Origin of the sequence: Streptomyces sp. NPDC046900 (assembly GCF_040644975.1) — a bacterium.
In the GTDB taxonomy this organism is placed as follows: Bacteria; Actinomycetota; Actinomycetes; order Streptomycetales; family Streptomycetaceae; genus Streptomyces.
Genome location: NZ_JBEYXD010000046.1, coordinates 16,256 through 29,723 on the forward strand (window position 1 = coordinate 16,256; position 13,468 = coordinate 29,723).

The window sequence follows — 13,468 nt, forward strand, 5'->3', positions numbered from 1 at the left end:
GACATCGGGCGGAACCCAGAGCGGGACTTGTGGAGCGCCCGTTGCGTTGAGAGGCGCACGGCGGGTGCGGGAAGCGGTCCGGAGAAACGGGCCGGTCGAAAGGCCGGAACCGCGCTCCGGGCCGACTTCACGGCGTGGCCCTGGACGATCCCGGCTTCGACCACTCGGTGCTGTGCGAGTTCCGCGCCCGCCTCGTCGCGGGGGACGCCACCGAACGCGTCTTGAACCTGATGCTGCGACGCCTGGTGGAAGCCGGCCTCCTCGCGGCGCGGGGGAGGCAGCGCACCGACGCCACCCACGTCCTGGCCGCGGTACGCCGCGTCAGCCGCCTGGAGTTGGTCGGCGAGAGCATGCGCGCAGCACTGGAAGAACTCGCCCGCCAGGACGCCGGCTGGCTGGCTCCGCTGATCGAACCGGGCTGGGACAAGCGCTACGGGCACCGCGTGGAGATCCGCAAGGTCCCCGGCGGCGCGGCCGGGGTCGTCGCGCTCGCCGAGACCTTCGGCAACGACGGGCGCAGATTGCTGACCGCGCTGTGGGAACCCGGGGCCCCGCCCCGGCTGCGCCGCCTGCGCCAGGTCGAGATCCTCCGGCAGGTGTGGACGCACCACTTCTACTGGGATGCCACCGGCTCGCTGCGCTGGCGCGACGGCCACGAACTCCCCCCGGCCAGCTTGCGCTTCGACTCCCCCTACGACACCGACGCGCACTACTGCGTCAAGAACGGCACCAAGTGGAGCGGGTACCGCGCACATTTCACGGAGGCCTGCGACCCGGACCTGCCGGAGGTCGTCGTGCATGCCGCCGCCACCATCGCCCCCGTCCAGGACGGCACCCTCCTCGACCAGATCCACGCCGACCTCGCCGACCTGCACCTTCTGCCCGGCGAGCACCTGGTGGACGCCGCCTACCCCACGCCCGCCCGGATCGCCCACGCCCGGCAGGCCCACGGCGTCACGCTGACCGGACCGCTGCCCACCGGGTCCGGCCGCAAGGCGCCCCCGGACCCGGCCTTCGGCAAGGCGGCCTTCGCCGCCGACTGGGACACCCACCAGCTGACCTGTCCCACGGGCCAGACGAGCCTGCCCTGGAAGACCCTGACACTCCGTTGTACCCGTGAGGTGTCCACCGCGGGGATCCCGGCCACATCGACGCAGGATGACCCCCGGCCCGGAGCTCCTCGTCGTGTTCTCGGGAGCGGGAATGCGCATCGTCGAGAAACGTGGCATCGCGCCCCGGCACATTCACACGCATGCATTCACCCGACCCCCTGCACACGTGCACGGCGCCGAGGTCACCTCCTTGTCGCGCCTGACGGCACGCCGACGAGGGAGGAAAAACTCGATTGCGACAGCAGGCGGTCGGGGACTACCCGGAGCCCGGCCAACGCGCCGCTCCACCACGCCGGTTCGACGAAGCCCTGGAACTGTGCAGCACGCGCATCCGGGGCCGGATCGGTGGCGGGTCGTCCCGCTCAAGTGTCGACACGGGAGTGGGAGACAGCACCAAAGGCCACCGACCGCACGCGCAGGGGCGGGACCTTGCGCCATCGACGCCCCCTTGGTGTCGTACACACCCGCGCCGTCGGCTCCGGTTGGACAGGGCCAGCGGCGCGCGGGTTTCGATGCGATCAGGCCTTACGGGCCTGGATCTCCTCCGTGAGACGGGGCACGACCTCGAACAGGTCGCCGACCACGCCGTAGTCGGCCAGGTCGAAGATCGGTGCCTCGGCGTCCTTGTTGATCGCCACGATCGTCTTCGAGGTCTGCATGCCGGCCCGGTGCTGGATCGCGCCCGAGATACCCGCCGCAACGTACAGCTGCGGCGACACGCTCTTGCCCGTCTGGCCGATCTGGTGCGCGTGCGGGTACCAGCCGGAATCGACGGCCGCACGCGACGCGCCCACCGCCGCACCGAGCGAATCTGCCAGCGCCTCGATGATCCCGAAGTTCTCCGCGCCGTTGACACCGCGCCCGCCGGCGACGACGGTCTCCGCCTCGGTCAGCTCCGGGCGTCCCGTCGACTCACGCCGGGTCCGCGCGGTGATCCTGGTGCCGATGGCCTGGTCCGAGAAGACCACCGCCAGCTCCTCGACCGTGCCGGCGGCCGGGGCGGCCTCCACCGGGGCCGAGTTGGGCTTGACGGTGATGACCGCGATGTCCCGGGTCACACGCGAGCGCGTGGTGAAAGCGGCGGCGAACACCGACTGCGTGGTCACCGGGCCCTCAGGGCCGGCCTCGACGTCGATGGCGTCGGTGATCAGGCCGGCGCCGACGCGCAGCGCCAGGCGGCCGGCGATCTCCTTGGACTCGGCCGAAGAAGGCAGCAGGACCGCGGCCGGGGACACGGCGGCGCAGGCAGCCTGCAGCGCGTCGACCTTTGCGGCCACCAGGTACTCGGTGTACTCGGAGGCGTCGTGCACGAGGACCTTGACCGCGCCGTTGTCGCCCAGGGTCTTGGCGGCGGCCTGCGCGCCGACGCCAAGATACACGGCGATCGGCTCGCCCAGGCGGCGGGCCAGCGTGAGCAGCTCGAGGGTGGGTTTGCGCACGGCTCCGTCGACGTGGTCGACGTAGACGAGGATGTCAGTCATGGAACGTGTCTCCTGCGAATGAAGAAGAAGGACGGGGGTGGGTGGGCGTCGGCCGACCTCAGAGGTACTTCTGGGCCGCCAGGAACTCCGCGAGCTGCTTGCCGCCCTCGCCCTCGTCCGTGACGATCGTGCCCGCGGTGCGGGCCGGGCGCTCGGCCACCGCCTCGACAGCGGTCCAGGCACCCTTGAGGCCCACCTCGTCGGCGTCGATGCCGAGGTCCGACAGGTCGAGGGCCTCCACCGTCTTCTTCTTGGCCGCCATGATGCCCTTGAACGACGGGTAGCGGGCCTCACCGGACTGGTCGGTCACCGACACGACCGCAGGCAGGAACGCCTGAAGCCACTCGGACGCCGCGTCGCTGTCCCGGCGGCCCGTGACCTGACCGTCGGTCACCGAGACCTCGGAGAGGAAGGTGGCCTGCGGAACGTCCAAGCGCTCGGCCAGCAGTGCGGGCAGGACACCCATCGCGCCGTCCGTGGAGGCCATGCCGCAGACGACGAGGTCATAGCCGATGTGCTCGACGGCCTTGGCGAGCACGAGCGAGGTGCCCAGTGCGTCCGTGCCGTGCAGGTCGTCGTCCTCCACGTGCACGGCGCGGTCAGCGCCCATGGACAGCGCCTTGCGCAATGCCTCCCTGGCGTCCTCGGGGCCCACCGTCAGTACGGTGATCTCGGCGTCGTCCGACTCGTCGGCGATCTGGAGGGCTTGCTCGACCGCGTACTCGTCGAGCTCCGAGAGAAGTCCTGCGACGTCTTCACGGTCGGCCGTCGAGTCGTCGGCGAAGTGCCGGTCGCCGGTCGCGTCAGGCACGTACTTCACACAGACGGCGATCCTCAGGGTCATGGCTGTTCTTCCTTCTGCTTGTGCGTTGTCGTGCGGTTCGATCGTTGTGTCGGGGGGCGCGAGTCGTAGCCCACCGTCCACTCCGGCAGGGTCCCGGGCCATCGGTTGCTTTCGGTGTTCGCCGGCCGGCAGCGGCTGGCTCCCGCCGCCTCCGCGGGGCCGGCGTCCGCGCTCCGTCCGAGGGGCCGGTGCCGGCGGTCCGGACCGCGGCCGCGCGGGCCGCGGCGATCCGTTCCCGGGTGCGGGCGGCGCTCGCCTAGGTGCCGGCGGTCGGCGGCACGGCGCCCAGTTCGGTGAGCGGCAGGCCGAGCTGCGCCCGCTCGGTGATCCACCGGGTCGGCCGGTACCGCGGGTCACCGGTGCTGCGGTGGAGCCCTTCCTGGAGGTGGAGCAGGCGCTGGGCCCCGATCCGGTCGCCCCAGGCCAGCGGGCCGACGGGGTAGCCGAGTCCCGCCGTCACCGCGACGTCGATGTCACCGGGGGCCGCGATGGAGCGCTCCGCGACGGAGGCCGCCACCGAGACGATCGACGCCAGCACCCGCTGGGCGACCGAACCCGCCGTGTCGCGCACGACGGACACCGGGACGGCCCCGGCACCGTCGGCCGCCCGCGCCAGCACCGCGCGCGCGTCGCACACCGCGGCCTCCTCGGACGCCGGGGTCATGGCCAGTACCCGGCGGCGGGCGGTGAGTGACAGTGGGTCGACGCCCAGGGTGCGCTCGGCCGGCAGGCCGCCCTCGGCGATCACGGCGGCGACGGTCGTTCCCCAGACCGGGGACAGCACGAGAGCCTGGTCCGAGGGCGCGGATCCCTTTTCGACGGCCGCCCCCGACTCGCCGAGCACCGTGCTCAGTGTGTCGCTGTCCCGGCCCTCACCAGCGACCCACACCGGCCGGTCGGCATCACCGGTGACCGGCTGTTCCGGCAGGTCGGCGGGCGCCGGGATGCCCGGGCCGTACGCGTAGAAGCCGCGCCCGGTCTTGCGGCCGTGCAGACCCGCCGCCACCCGGTTGGGAGCGAGGTAAGAGGGACGCAGCCGGTCGGAGTGCCGGAAGCCCTCCCAGATGGAGTCGGTCACCACGGCCGTCACGTCCAGGCCGGTGAGGTCCATCAACTCGAAGGGGCCCATGCGCAGTCCGAGGACGTCGCGGACGATGCGGTCGATGCCCGTCGTGTCGCAGACGGACTCCTCCAGCAGCGCGAACGCCTCGGTGACCAGGCCGCGGCCGACGTGGTTGATCAGGAAGCCGGGGGTGTCCGACACGACCACCGCGGCGTGTCCGGTACCCCGAACCAGCTCGGCGAGGGTCTGGGGGATCTCGGGGCGGGTCAGCGCACCCGGGATGACCTCGACGATCTTCATCAGTGGTACGGGATTGAAGAAGTGCAGGCCGCAAAGGCGGGACGGGTCGAGGAGTCCCGACGCGATCTGCGTCACAGGCAGCGAGGACGTGTTGGTCGCGAAGACCGCGCCCGCGGGCAGGACGTCCTCCATCTGCCGGAACAGCTCAGTCTTGGTGCCCAGGTCCTCGCGGACCGCCTCGATGACGAGCTCCACGTCGTCGCCCGGCGCGGCCGGCGAATCCACCGAGAGCATCCGCGCCGAAGCGGCTTCGGCGGCCTCATCGGTCATCCGCTGCTTCTGGACGGCGCGTTCGAGCATGTGCCGGACGAACCCGATGGCCTCGCCCACGGCCTCCTGCCGTACATCGGCGAGTTCGATGGTGTGGCCGGCGACCGCCGCCCACTGGGCGATACCGCGGCCCATGGCACCGGCACCGACAATCCTGATTCGCATGTGGATCTCGCGTCCCTCTCGGTTCTCGGTTGCCGGCTCCCGCCCCGGTGGGACGGGAGCCGGGGCCACCGTCCTCGCCCGGCCGTCGCGGTCCGCAGCCGCCGGCGGGACGCGTGCCCCTTACTGCCTCCCGTGCCCGGATCCCGTTGACACGCATCGAGGTCGAGCGCCTGCCGACGTGAGCGGCCGCGGTCCGAGCCGGACCGTGGGCTCCGCTCGTGCGCCACATCAGGACTCCAGTCCCCTTACGTCAGTCCAGACCTGCGCATCCGCGAGCCCCTCAGCCGCGAAGGCACCACCGCCGCGGACGGTCCAGGGGACCGCCTCCCACATCGTGTTCGTTCCGACCACGGCTGCACGCTGCTCGGAGCGGTTGCGTGGACGGTCTTACGGTGCCAGCCGCAATCCATTAGTGTCCAATACCAAATGGCACACGCTTTGAGACGTTCATTCGATGAATGACTGGGATCCGTCCCGGAGTCGGAACAGTGGGAACCACCATGGAACTGCGCCGCCTGGTCGCTTTCGTAGCCGTCGCCGAGGAGCTGCACTTCGGCCGTGCCGCCAAGCGGCTCCAGATGGCCCAGCCACCGCTGAGCCAGCAGATCCGGCAGTTGGAGAAGGAGCTGGGGGTCCAGCTCTTCGAGCGCAACACCCGCTCGGTCAAGCTCACCAGCGCGGGCCAGTCCTACCTGGAGCCGGTACGTACCGTGCTCAAGGACCTCGACCTGGCCACACGGGCCGCCAAGGCCGCCGGGCTGGGCCACTACGGGCAGGTGACCGTGGGCTTCGCCGGCGCCTCCAGTCATGAGAGCCTGCCCCGGCTGACCCGTGCCGTCAGAGCCGTCCACCCCGGCATCGAGCTGGTCCTGAAGGGTCAGACGTACGCCAACGCGGGGCTGGCGCGCGTCGCGGAGGGCTCGCTGGACCTCGCTTTCGTACGGCCGTCGGCCACGCACCCGGGCGTGAGACTGCGGGTCATCGGCGAGGAGGAGATGATCTGCGCGCTGCCCTCCTACCATCCCCTGGCCCAGCGTGATCGCGTCCCGATCGCCGCCCTGGCCGAGGAGCCCTTCGTGAGCTTCCCCGCCAACGCCGGGTCCAGCCTGCGCGACGCCACGTTCCAGGCGTGCGACTCGACCGGCTTCACGCCGCGGGTGGTCCAGGAGGCTCCGGACTCCCACACCATCCTGGCCCTGGTGGCCGCCGGAGTCGGGGTGACACTGACCCTGACGTCCTGCCTGCACGTCCAGCAGACCGGCCTGGTGTACCGCCCGCTGGCCGGGCCGCCCATCCGGCTCCAGGCGGCCCTGGCCTGGCGTACGGACAACCCGTCGGCCGCGCTGCGCTCGGTCCTCGCCGTGGCCGAGGAGGCCCTGCCGACCCCCACCCTGAGCATCTAGACGATTTTCGTCCGAGTTGGACGTGAATCAAGTATTGGATCTTCCTGGTGTCGTGGTGCGAGGCTCGGGGGTGAACGGCTCTGCCGGAGAACTTCCCCACCAGGGAAAGGCTGTCGCATGTCCGAACACGCCGACGTCGTCATCTGCGAGCCGCTGCGAACGCCGATCGGCCGCTTCGGCGGCGCGCTCGCGAACCAGCGGCCCGCCGACCTGGCGGCGCTCGTCATCGCCGAGATCGTCGGCCGCACCGGGATCGACCCCGAGCGGATCGACGAGGTGATCCTCGGACACGCCTACCCGACCTCCGACGCCCCCGCGATCGGGCGGGTCGCCGCCCTCGACGCGGGGGGCTGCCCGACTCGGTGACCGGCATCCAGATCGACCGCCGTTGCGGATCGGGCCTCCAAGCCGTGCTCGACGCCGCCATGCAGATCCGCAGTGGCTTCAGCGATGTCGTCGTCGCGGGCGGGGTGGACGTCATGAGCGCGGCCCCCTTCTACACGCACGACGGCAGGTGGGGCATCAGGAGGCCGAGCCTCGAACTCCACGACGCCCTGGCGCGCGGCCGGGCCACCGCCGGCGGCGTCAACCACCCGATCCCCGGCGGCATGATCGAGACCGCGGAGAACCTTCGCCGCGAGTACTCCATATCGCGCGAGGACCAGGACGCCCTCGCGGTGCGCTCCCAGCAGCGCACCGCGGCCGCCATGGCGGCCGGGCTGTTCAAGGACGAGATCGTCCCCGTCACCGCGCGCACCCGCAGGTGCGAGGTCACCGTGACCGAGGATGAGCACCCCCGCCCCGCCACGACGGCGGAGCAACTGGCCGCGCTCCGGCCGATCATGGGCAAGTCCGACCCGGAGGCGACCGTCACCGCGGGCAACGCCAGCGGTCAGAACGACGCGGCAGCCGCGTGTCTGGTGACCACCCGCGCCACCGCCGAGCGCCTGCGCCTGAACCCGCTGGTGCGACTGGTGTCCTTCGCCCGCGCCGGGGTGGCCGCCGAGACCATGGGGCTCGGCCCGGTGCCCGCCACCCGTAAGGCCCTGGAGAGGGCCGGGCTGTCCCTCACCGACATGGGCCTGATCGAGCTCAACGAGGCCTTCGCCGCCCAGGTACTGGCCTGCACGCGGATGCTGGGTCTGACCGACGGCGACCACGAGCGGATCAACGTCAACGGCTCCGGCATCTCGCTCGGCCACCCCGTCGGGGCGACCGGCGCCCGGATCCTGGCCACCCTCGTGCGCGAGATACACCACAGGGAGACCCACTACGGCCTGGAGACGATGTGCATCGGCGGAGGCCAGGGCCTGGCCGCGGTGTTCGAACGCATCACCGGCTGACGCCCCGCCGGACCGTACACACCGACCGGCCGATGGCCGGCCGTCGTCCAACGAGGCAATGAGCCAAGGAAATCGGAGCCCATCGTGACAGTGACCGTCAACGGCATACCGGAGATCGCGAAGCTGGCCGGCCGCGATCTCGGACACTCCGAGTGGAAGGAAGTCACTCAGGACCTCATCGATACCTTCGCGGCAGTCTCCGGCGACGGCCAGTGGATCCACACCGACGTCGCGCGCGCGGCCGAGGGCCCGTTCGGGCGCACGATCGCGCACGGCTACATGGTGCTCAGCTGGGGCATCCCCATGGTGGCGGAACTCCTGCAAGTCACCGGCGTGGGCATGGCCCTCAACTACGGTGTGAACAAGGTCCGTTTCCCCGCACCCGTGCCGGTCGGCAGCAAGATCCGCCTGCACGCCGAGATCACCGAAGTGCGCGAGGTGAGCCGGGGCGGGATCCAGGTACACCGCGCCTTCACCTTCGAACTCGAAGGATCCGAGAAGCCCGGCTGCGTCGCGGAGTCCCTCACGCACTACTACCCGTAAAGAGGCCATCCCGGAGAAACAACGACCTTGGCGGCCAGGCACCCTCGATTTCTCTGGCCGCCAAGGTCGTTCACGTGTCTCCGGCCGGTGACGCGCGACGCCGGCAGAACAACGCCCTCCAACTCTCCACCGGCGGCTGTGCTCCGCGACGCGCACTCGCCGGCACCAACCTGGTCGCCCGTCAGGAGTCCGTACAGCACAACACCCCCGGCCGCGAGGACCGGGGTCGCAGTTCCAGGGACTTCAGCCGGCGTAGCGCCTCGGCTCGTCCACCCTGAGGTGTCTGGGCGAAGGGCGCGGACCGGACGCCTCTCCCCCGGTCGCGGACCCGACCACCTGTCCGTCGTCCGCGCCGTCACGGTCCCGCGGCGGCAGGAGACGGCTGAGAACACCGGGGAGGTACGAATTATCCGCGAGCGACGAAACCGGCTTCAGATGCGCCAGTACGTCGGATAGGTGGGTATGTCGCGCCAAGGGTGGGACGAGGGCGAGGTGTGCGAGGCAGTCGAGGTCGTAGCGCAGCGCGGCGAGACCGGGTTCGGTCAGTTCGACGGCGCCTGAGCGGCGGTGGGCCTGACGGGAGCCGATTCCGTAGACCGGGCCGAGCGCGTGTCCGGGACGCGCGGTGAGCAGGGTGGTGCCCTGGTCGTCCGCGTCGGGGAGGAACGCCCGGTCATGGGCCCCGGCCTCGGCCAGGGCCCGGGTGAGGACCGCGGGTTCGATCAGGGGCAGGTCGGCGGGGAGCGCGGCGATCCCGCACCCGGGTCGGCCGGCGCGGGCGGCCAGTTCGCCTTGGCGCAAGGCCCCGTTGAGACCCTGGCCGGTCCCGAGGACGTGTCCGACACCGAGGTCGACGACGGGTTCGAGGTCCTGGATCCGGTCGACCACGACGATGACCGTGGACACGCCGGGGGTGTGCTGCGCGGCGGTCACGGTGTCGCGGAACAGGGCACTCGCGACCCGCTGCCGGTCGCGGGAGTCGAGTTCGAGGCGGCTCTTCGCCAGGCGGAGGTCTTTCTGCGGGATGACTACGGACCAACGCACTTCGGAGCGCGGACGGTTGTCGCGGTGTCCGCCCATGTCGGCAGAATTGCAGGCGTGGTCGTTCCCACCCCCGTCCCGGTGGCTGTGGTGGTGCCGCTTGGTGGTCATCTTACGAATCCGACGCTCAAGGGCACGACCCGGTGGACTTCCGTGTCGAACCGGCGGGCGGCTTCCGCGCGTTCCGCGCTGACCCGGCCGTAGGTCGTCGAACGCTGCCGGGCCGGGCGGCCGGCCGCCGCGGCGAGGGCCTCGATGTCCGCGATGGTCTTCATCGACCCGTTCGTCGAGCCTGCCATCCGGCTGATGGTCTCCTCCATCAGCGTCCCGCCCAGGTCGTTGGCACCCCCGCGCAGCATCTGTTCGCACTGCTCGGGCGACAGCTTCACCCATGAGCACTCGATGTTGTCGACATACCCGTGCATCAGCAGGCGCGCGAGGGCGTGGACGGCCCGGTTGTCCCGGTGGGTCGGGCCCGGCCGCGCGATCCCGGCGAGATAGATCGGGGAGGAATGGTGCACGAACGGCAGCGGCACGAACTCGGTGAACCCGCCCGTCTCCCGCTGGATGGCGACCAGGGTCCGCAGGTGCCCCACCCAGTGCCGTGGCTCGTCGACGTGTCCGTACATCATGGTCGCGGTCGTGGGGATCCCCAGCCCGTGTGCGGTCTTCACCACCCGGATCCACTCCGCGGCGGGGAGCTTGCCCTTGGTCAGGATCCAGCGGACCTCGTCGTCGAGGATCTCCGCGGCCGTGCCCGGGATGGAGTCCAGCCCCGCCTCGCGCGCCCCGGCCAGCCACTCGGCGACGGAGATCCCCATCCGGGACGCGCCGCTGATGATCTCCATCGGGGAGAACGCGTGCAGGTGCATGTCCGGACAGCGCTCCTTGACCGCGCGGGCGAGGTCGTGGTGGACGCTGCTGGGCAGGGCCGGGTCGATACCGCCCTGCATGCACACCTCCGTCGCGCCCACGGCCCAGGCCTGCCCGACCCGGTCGCCGACCTCGCCCAGCGACAGCCGGTAGGCGTCCACATCGGTCTCCCGCTGCGCGAACGCGCAGAACCGGCAGCCGACATAGCAGACGTTGCTGAAGTTCACATTGCGGTTCACCACGTAGGTGACGGTCTCACCGACTGCGGACCGACGGACCTGGTCCGCGAGCCGGCACATCGCGTCGAGCTCCGGACCGTCCGCGTAGGCCAGTGCCAACGCCTGCGCGTCCGTGATGCCCGCCGGGTCTCGTTCGGCCGCCCGCAGGGCGTCGGCGACATCGCTGTCGAGGCGCTCCGGCGCACTCGCGCCAGCCCCGGTGGGGAGGCTGTTGACCTGGTCGGCCAGGACCTGCCAGTCGCCGAACACGTTGTCGAAGTCACCGCGCGCGGTGGTGAGCCGGCCTTCCCGGTCGATCGCGGTGTGCAGGTCGGTCCGCCCGGACGAGACGGCCTCGGCAGCTTCCTGCCACGGCATGCCCACCGGCAGCACGTCCGCGGCCAGGCCGGTGTCCGGTTCCGCGAGTGCCCGCAGGTGCGGCTGGACGCGGGCGTCCGCCCACGGGCTGCCCGCACGGATGTACTCCGGCTGCGCCGCGAGGCGTTCGCGCAGTTCGAATCCGGCGCCGGCGCTCAGTTCCGCGAGGCGCTCCAGCTGCGGCCAGGGCCGTTCGGGGTTGACGTGGTCGGGTGTTAGGGGTGAAACGCCGCCCCAGTCGTCGACGCCGGCCGCAAGCAGGAGCCGCAGCTCGTTCGGGTCGGACAGGTTCGGCGGAGCCTGGATCCGCATCTTCGGACCCAGCAGGATCCTCGCGACCGCGATCACCGCGAGGTACTCCTCCAGATCCGCGTCCGGCACCGACCTCATCGCCGTGTTCGGCTTCGCCCGGAAATTCTGCACAATCACTTCCTGGACCGCCCCGTACTGCCGGGCGATGCGACGGATCTCCAGGATCGACTCGACCCGGTCTTCGGCACTCTCGCCGATACCGATCAGGATCCCCGTCGTGAAGGGGATACTGCTGCGGGAGGCGTCCTCGATGGTCCGCAGCCGCACCGCGGGGTCCTTGTCCGGAGACCCGTAGTGGCAGCCCCCCGGCTCCGCCCACAGCGACCGCGCCGTCGATTCCAGCATCAGGCCCATCGACCCCGCGACCGGCTTCAGGCGCTGCAGCTCCGTCCAGCTCATCACCCCCGGGTTCAGATGCGGGATCAGGCCGGTCTCCTCCAGCACCAGGATCGCCATCGACCGCACATACGCCAGGGTGTCCTCGTAGCCGTGGGCGTCCAGCCACTCCCGGGCGGCCTTCCACCGGTCCTCCGGACGGTCCCCGAGCGTGAACAGGGCCTCCTTGCAGCCCAGTCGGGCTCCCTCGCGGGCGATGTCGAGGACCTGCCCCGGCGTGAGGTAGGCCTCCTCGACCCGGCCCGGAGTGGTCGCGAACGTGCAGTAGTGGCACCGGTCCCGGCACAGCCGGGTCAGCGGCACGAACACCTTCTTGCTGTAGGTGACGATGCCGGGCCTCCCCGCGTCGAGGAGACCCGCCGAGCGCATGGACCCGGCCACCTCGCACAGCGAGGCCAGGTCGCCGCCGCGCGCCCCGAGCAGGGTCGCCGCCTCCCGGCGGTCGATGTTCTTGCCAGCCCTGGCTCTGGCCAGGGCACGGCGTACGGATGCCGAAGTCACCGCGGTCTCCTCATGTGGACGCTCGAGCGTGGTCAGTGGGCGCGCAGGCCCATGGACCGCGCGATGAAGTTCAGCTGCACCGACGGCGGGCCCGCCACGACCCGCGCGATGATCCCGTCCGAGTGGTGCATCGGCAGGGTGTGGTCGCGGACGTAGCCGTACGCGCCCTGCAGTTGCACCGCCAGCGCCGACGCCTCTGCGTAGATCTGGCCGCACAGGAACTTCGCCATCGTGCTCTCCGTCTCGCACGGCAGGCCCGCGTCGAAGAACGCCGCCGACCGCTGCACCGCGCAACGCGCCGCGTCCTTGCGGACGAACATCTCCGCGAGCGGTAGCGTCACACCCTGGTACGACGAGATCGTCTTCCCGAACTGCTCGCGCTCGTTGGCGTACTCGACCGTCATGTCCAGGACCTGTCCGACACTGCCCAGGAACCCTGAGCTGATCATGACCCGTTCCAGGACCAGCCGCTCCTTCAGGATCTGCCAGCCCTGGCCCGGCTCGCCCAGCAGGGCCTCGTCCGGTACCAGGACGTCGTGGAGGAACACCTCGTAGATCCCGCTGATGTTGCGGCCCAGGGCCGGCATACGGCGGATCTCCACATCCGGGTGGTCCGACGGGACCAGGAACACGGCCAGGTCGTCGCGCTTGCGACCGCTGTCGCCGATCTTCGCGAACAGCTCCATCATCGTGCCCGGGATCCCCGCGCCCTCGCAGTACGTCTTCTGCCCGTTCAGCAGCCAGCCGCCCTCGACGCGCTCCGCGGTCGTCGACACGCTCGCCGCGTCCGAGCCGACATCGGGCTCCGAGACCGCGATGGAGAACCGGCTGTCGCCGCGCAGCACGGGCTCGGCGTACTTCTCCTGCTGTGCGAGGGTGCCCCAGCGGATCAGGTCCCGGATCCCGCTGATGTTCAGGTTCAGCAGCGCGACCAGGTCCGAACTGGCCCGCCCGACCTCCTCGCACAGCGCGATCAACAGGCCAGCCATGCCCTCAACGGGCTCGTCGTCCGCGACGATGTCGTACCAGCCCAGCTTCGCGATCTCGCGGTAGAGGTGTTCGGGGTAGGAGCCCTCCTCGTCCCAGATCCGCACGTCACGCTGGGGAGCGTGACGTGCGATCACAGCACGGGCCGTGGCCCGCAACTGTTCCTGGTCCTCGGACTCGATGAACGGGTTCGCACTCATGGTTGTCGCCTTTCCGAAGGGGATCGGGCGGCCGTGTG

The 13,468-nt window shown here is 70.9% G+C and carries 10 protein-coding genes and 1 pseudogene; 4 read left to right on the plus strand and 7 right to left on the minus strand.

What is annotated here, in order from left to right:
* Positions 1–134: 134 nt before the first annotated feature.
* A complete protein-coding gene (locus tag ABZ904_RS32595; protein WP_361827367.1) occupies positions 135–1,703 on the plus strand; it encodes a hypothetical protein in 1,569 nt (522 codons plus the stop codon).
* Here the strand turns inward: ABZ904_RS32595 and ABZ904_RS32600 are convergent.
* From ABZ904_RS32600 to ABZ904_RS32615, 4 genes are all read right to left on the minus strand, one after another.
* On the minus strand, positions 1,631–2,593 hold the full coding sequence (locus ABZ904_RS32600; RefSeq protein ID WP_361827370.1) for an electron transfer flavoprotein subunit alpha/FixB family protein: 963 nt from the start codon (positions 2,591–2,593) through the stop codon (positions 1,631–1,633). The two genes, ABZ904_RS32595 and ABZ904_RS32600, sit on opposite strands and share 73 nt — an antisense overlap.
* Before the next feature lie 58 nt (positions 2,594–2,651).
* A complete protein-coding gene (locus tag ABZ904_RS32605) occupies positions 2,652–3,437 on the minus strand; it encodes an electron transfer flavoprotein subunit beta/FixA family protein (RefSeq protein ID WP_359407024.1) in 786 nt (261 codons plus the stop codon).
* Between the two features lie 256 nt (positions 3,438–3,693).
* On the minus strand, positions 3,694–5,235 hold the full coding sequence (locus ABZ904_RS32610) for a 3-hydroxyacyl-CoA dehydrogenase (RefSeq protein WP_361000154.1): 1,542 nt from the start codon (positions 5,233–5,235) through the stop codon (positions 3,694–3,696).
* A 228-nt stretch (positions 5,236–5,463) separates the two neighbouring features.
* On the minus strand, positions 5,464–5,586 hold the full coding sequence (locus tag ABZ904_RS32615; RefSeq protein WP_359407018.1) for a hypothetical protein: 123 nt from the start codon (positions 5,584–5,586) through the stop codon (positions 5,464–5,466).
* A 149-nt stretch (positions 5,587–5,735) separates the two neighbouring features.
* On the opposite strand from ABZ904_RS32615, the gene ABZ904_RS32620 reads away from it, so the two are divergent.
* From ABZ904_RS32620 to ABZ904_RS32630, 3 genes and pseudogenes are all read left to right on the plus strand, one after another.
* Positions 5,736–6,638 carry a LysR family transcriptional regulator gene (locus tag ABZ904_RS32620; protein ID WP_359407045.1) on the plus strand — a complete coding sequence of 301 codons (903 nt, stop codon included), beginning with the start codon at positions 5,736–5,738 and terminating at the stop codon, positions 6,636–6,638.
* Between the two features lie 117 nt (positions 6,639–6,755).
* Positions 6,756–7,981 (plus strand): annotated as a pseudogene (locus ABZ904_RS32625) (acetyl-CoA C-acetyltransferase).
* 84 nt (positions 7,982–8,065) lie between these two features.
* Positions 8,066–8,524 (plus strand): MaoC family dehydratase, encoded by a 459-nt coding sequence (locus tag ABZ904_RS32630; RefSeq protein WP_361827374.1) that lies wholly within the window; start codon positions 8,066–8,068, stop codon positions 8,522–8,524.
* A 243-nt stretch (positions 8,525–8,767) separates the two neighbouring features.
* On the opposite strand, the gene cofC is transcribed toward ABZ904_RS32630, so the two are convergent.
* From cofC to ABZ904_RS32645, 3 genes are read right to left on the minus strand one after another with little or no spacing between them, the layout of a single operon-like run.
* Positions 8,768–9,676 (minus strand): 2-phospho-L-lactate guanylyltransferase, encoded by a 909-nt coding sequence (gene cofC, locus ABZ904_RS32635; RefSeq protein WP_359407012.1) that lies wholly within the window; start codon positions 9,674–9,676, stop codon positions 8,768–8,770.
* A complete protein-coding gene (locus tag ABZ904_RS32640) occupies positions 9,673–12,279 on the minus strand; it encodes a bifunctional FO biosynthesis protein CofGH (RefSeq protein ID WP_361827421.1) in 2,607 nt (868 codons plus the stop codon). The genes cofC and ABZ904_RS32640 overlap by 4 nt, the downstream gene beginning before the upstream one ends.
* On the minus strand, positions 12,276–13,430 hold the full coding sequence (locus ABZ904_RS32645; protein WP_359407009.1) for an acyl-CoA dehydrogenase family protein: 1,155 nt from the start codon (positions 13,428–13,430) through the stop codon (positions 12,276–12,278). The genes ABZ904_RS32640 and ABZ904_RS32645 overlap by 4 nt, the downstream gene beginning before the upstream one ends.
* Positions 13,431–13,468: the final 38 nt, after the last annotated feature.

Excerpts from the sequence above, each read along its gene's own strand:
- ABZ904_RS32600 (WP_361827370.1), bottom strand. The coding sequence starts at position 2,593 with ATGACTGACATCCTCGTCTACGTCGACCACGTCGACGGAGCCGTGCGC.
- ABZ904_RS32605 (WP_359407024.1), bottom strand. The coding sequence starts at position 3,437 with ATGACCCTGAGGATCGCCGTCTGTGTGAAGTACGTGCCTGACGCGACC.
- ABZ904_RS32610 (WP_361000154.1), bottom strand. The coding sequence starts at position 5,235 with ATGCGAATCAGGATTGTCGGTGCCGGTGCCATGGGCCGCGGTATCGCC.
- ABZ904_RS32620 (WP_359407045.1), top strand. The coding sequence starts at position 5,736 with ATGGAACTGCGCCGCCTGGTCGCTTTCGTAGCCGTCGCCGAGGAGCTG.
- cofC (WP_359407012.1), bottom strand. The coding sequence starts at position 9,676 with ATGACCACCAAGCGGCACCACCACAGCCACCGGGACGGGGGTGGGAAC.
- ABZ904_RS32645 (WP_359407009.1), bottom strand. The coding sequence starts at position 13,430 with ATGAGTGCGAACCCGTTCATCGAGTCCGAGGACCAGGAACAGTTGCGG.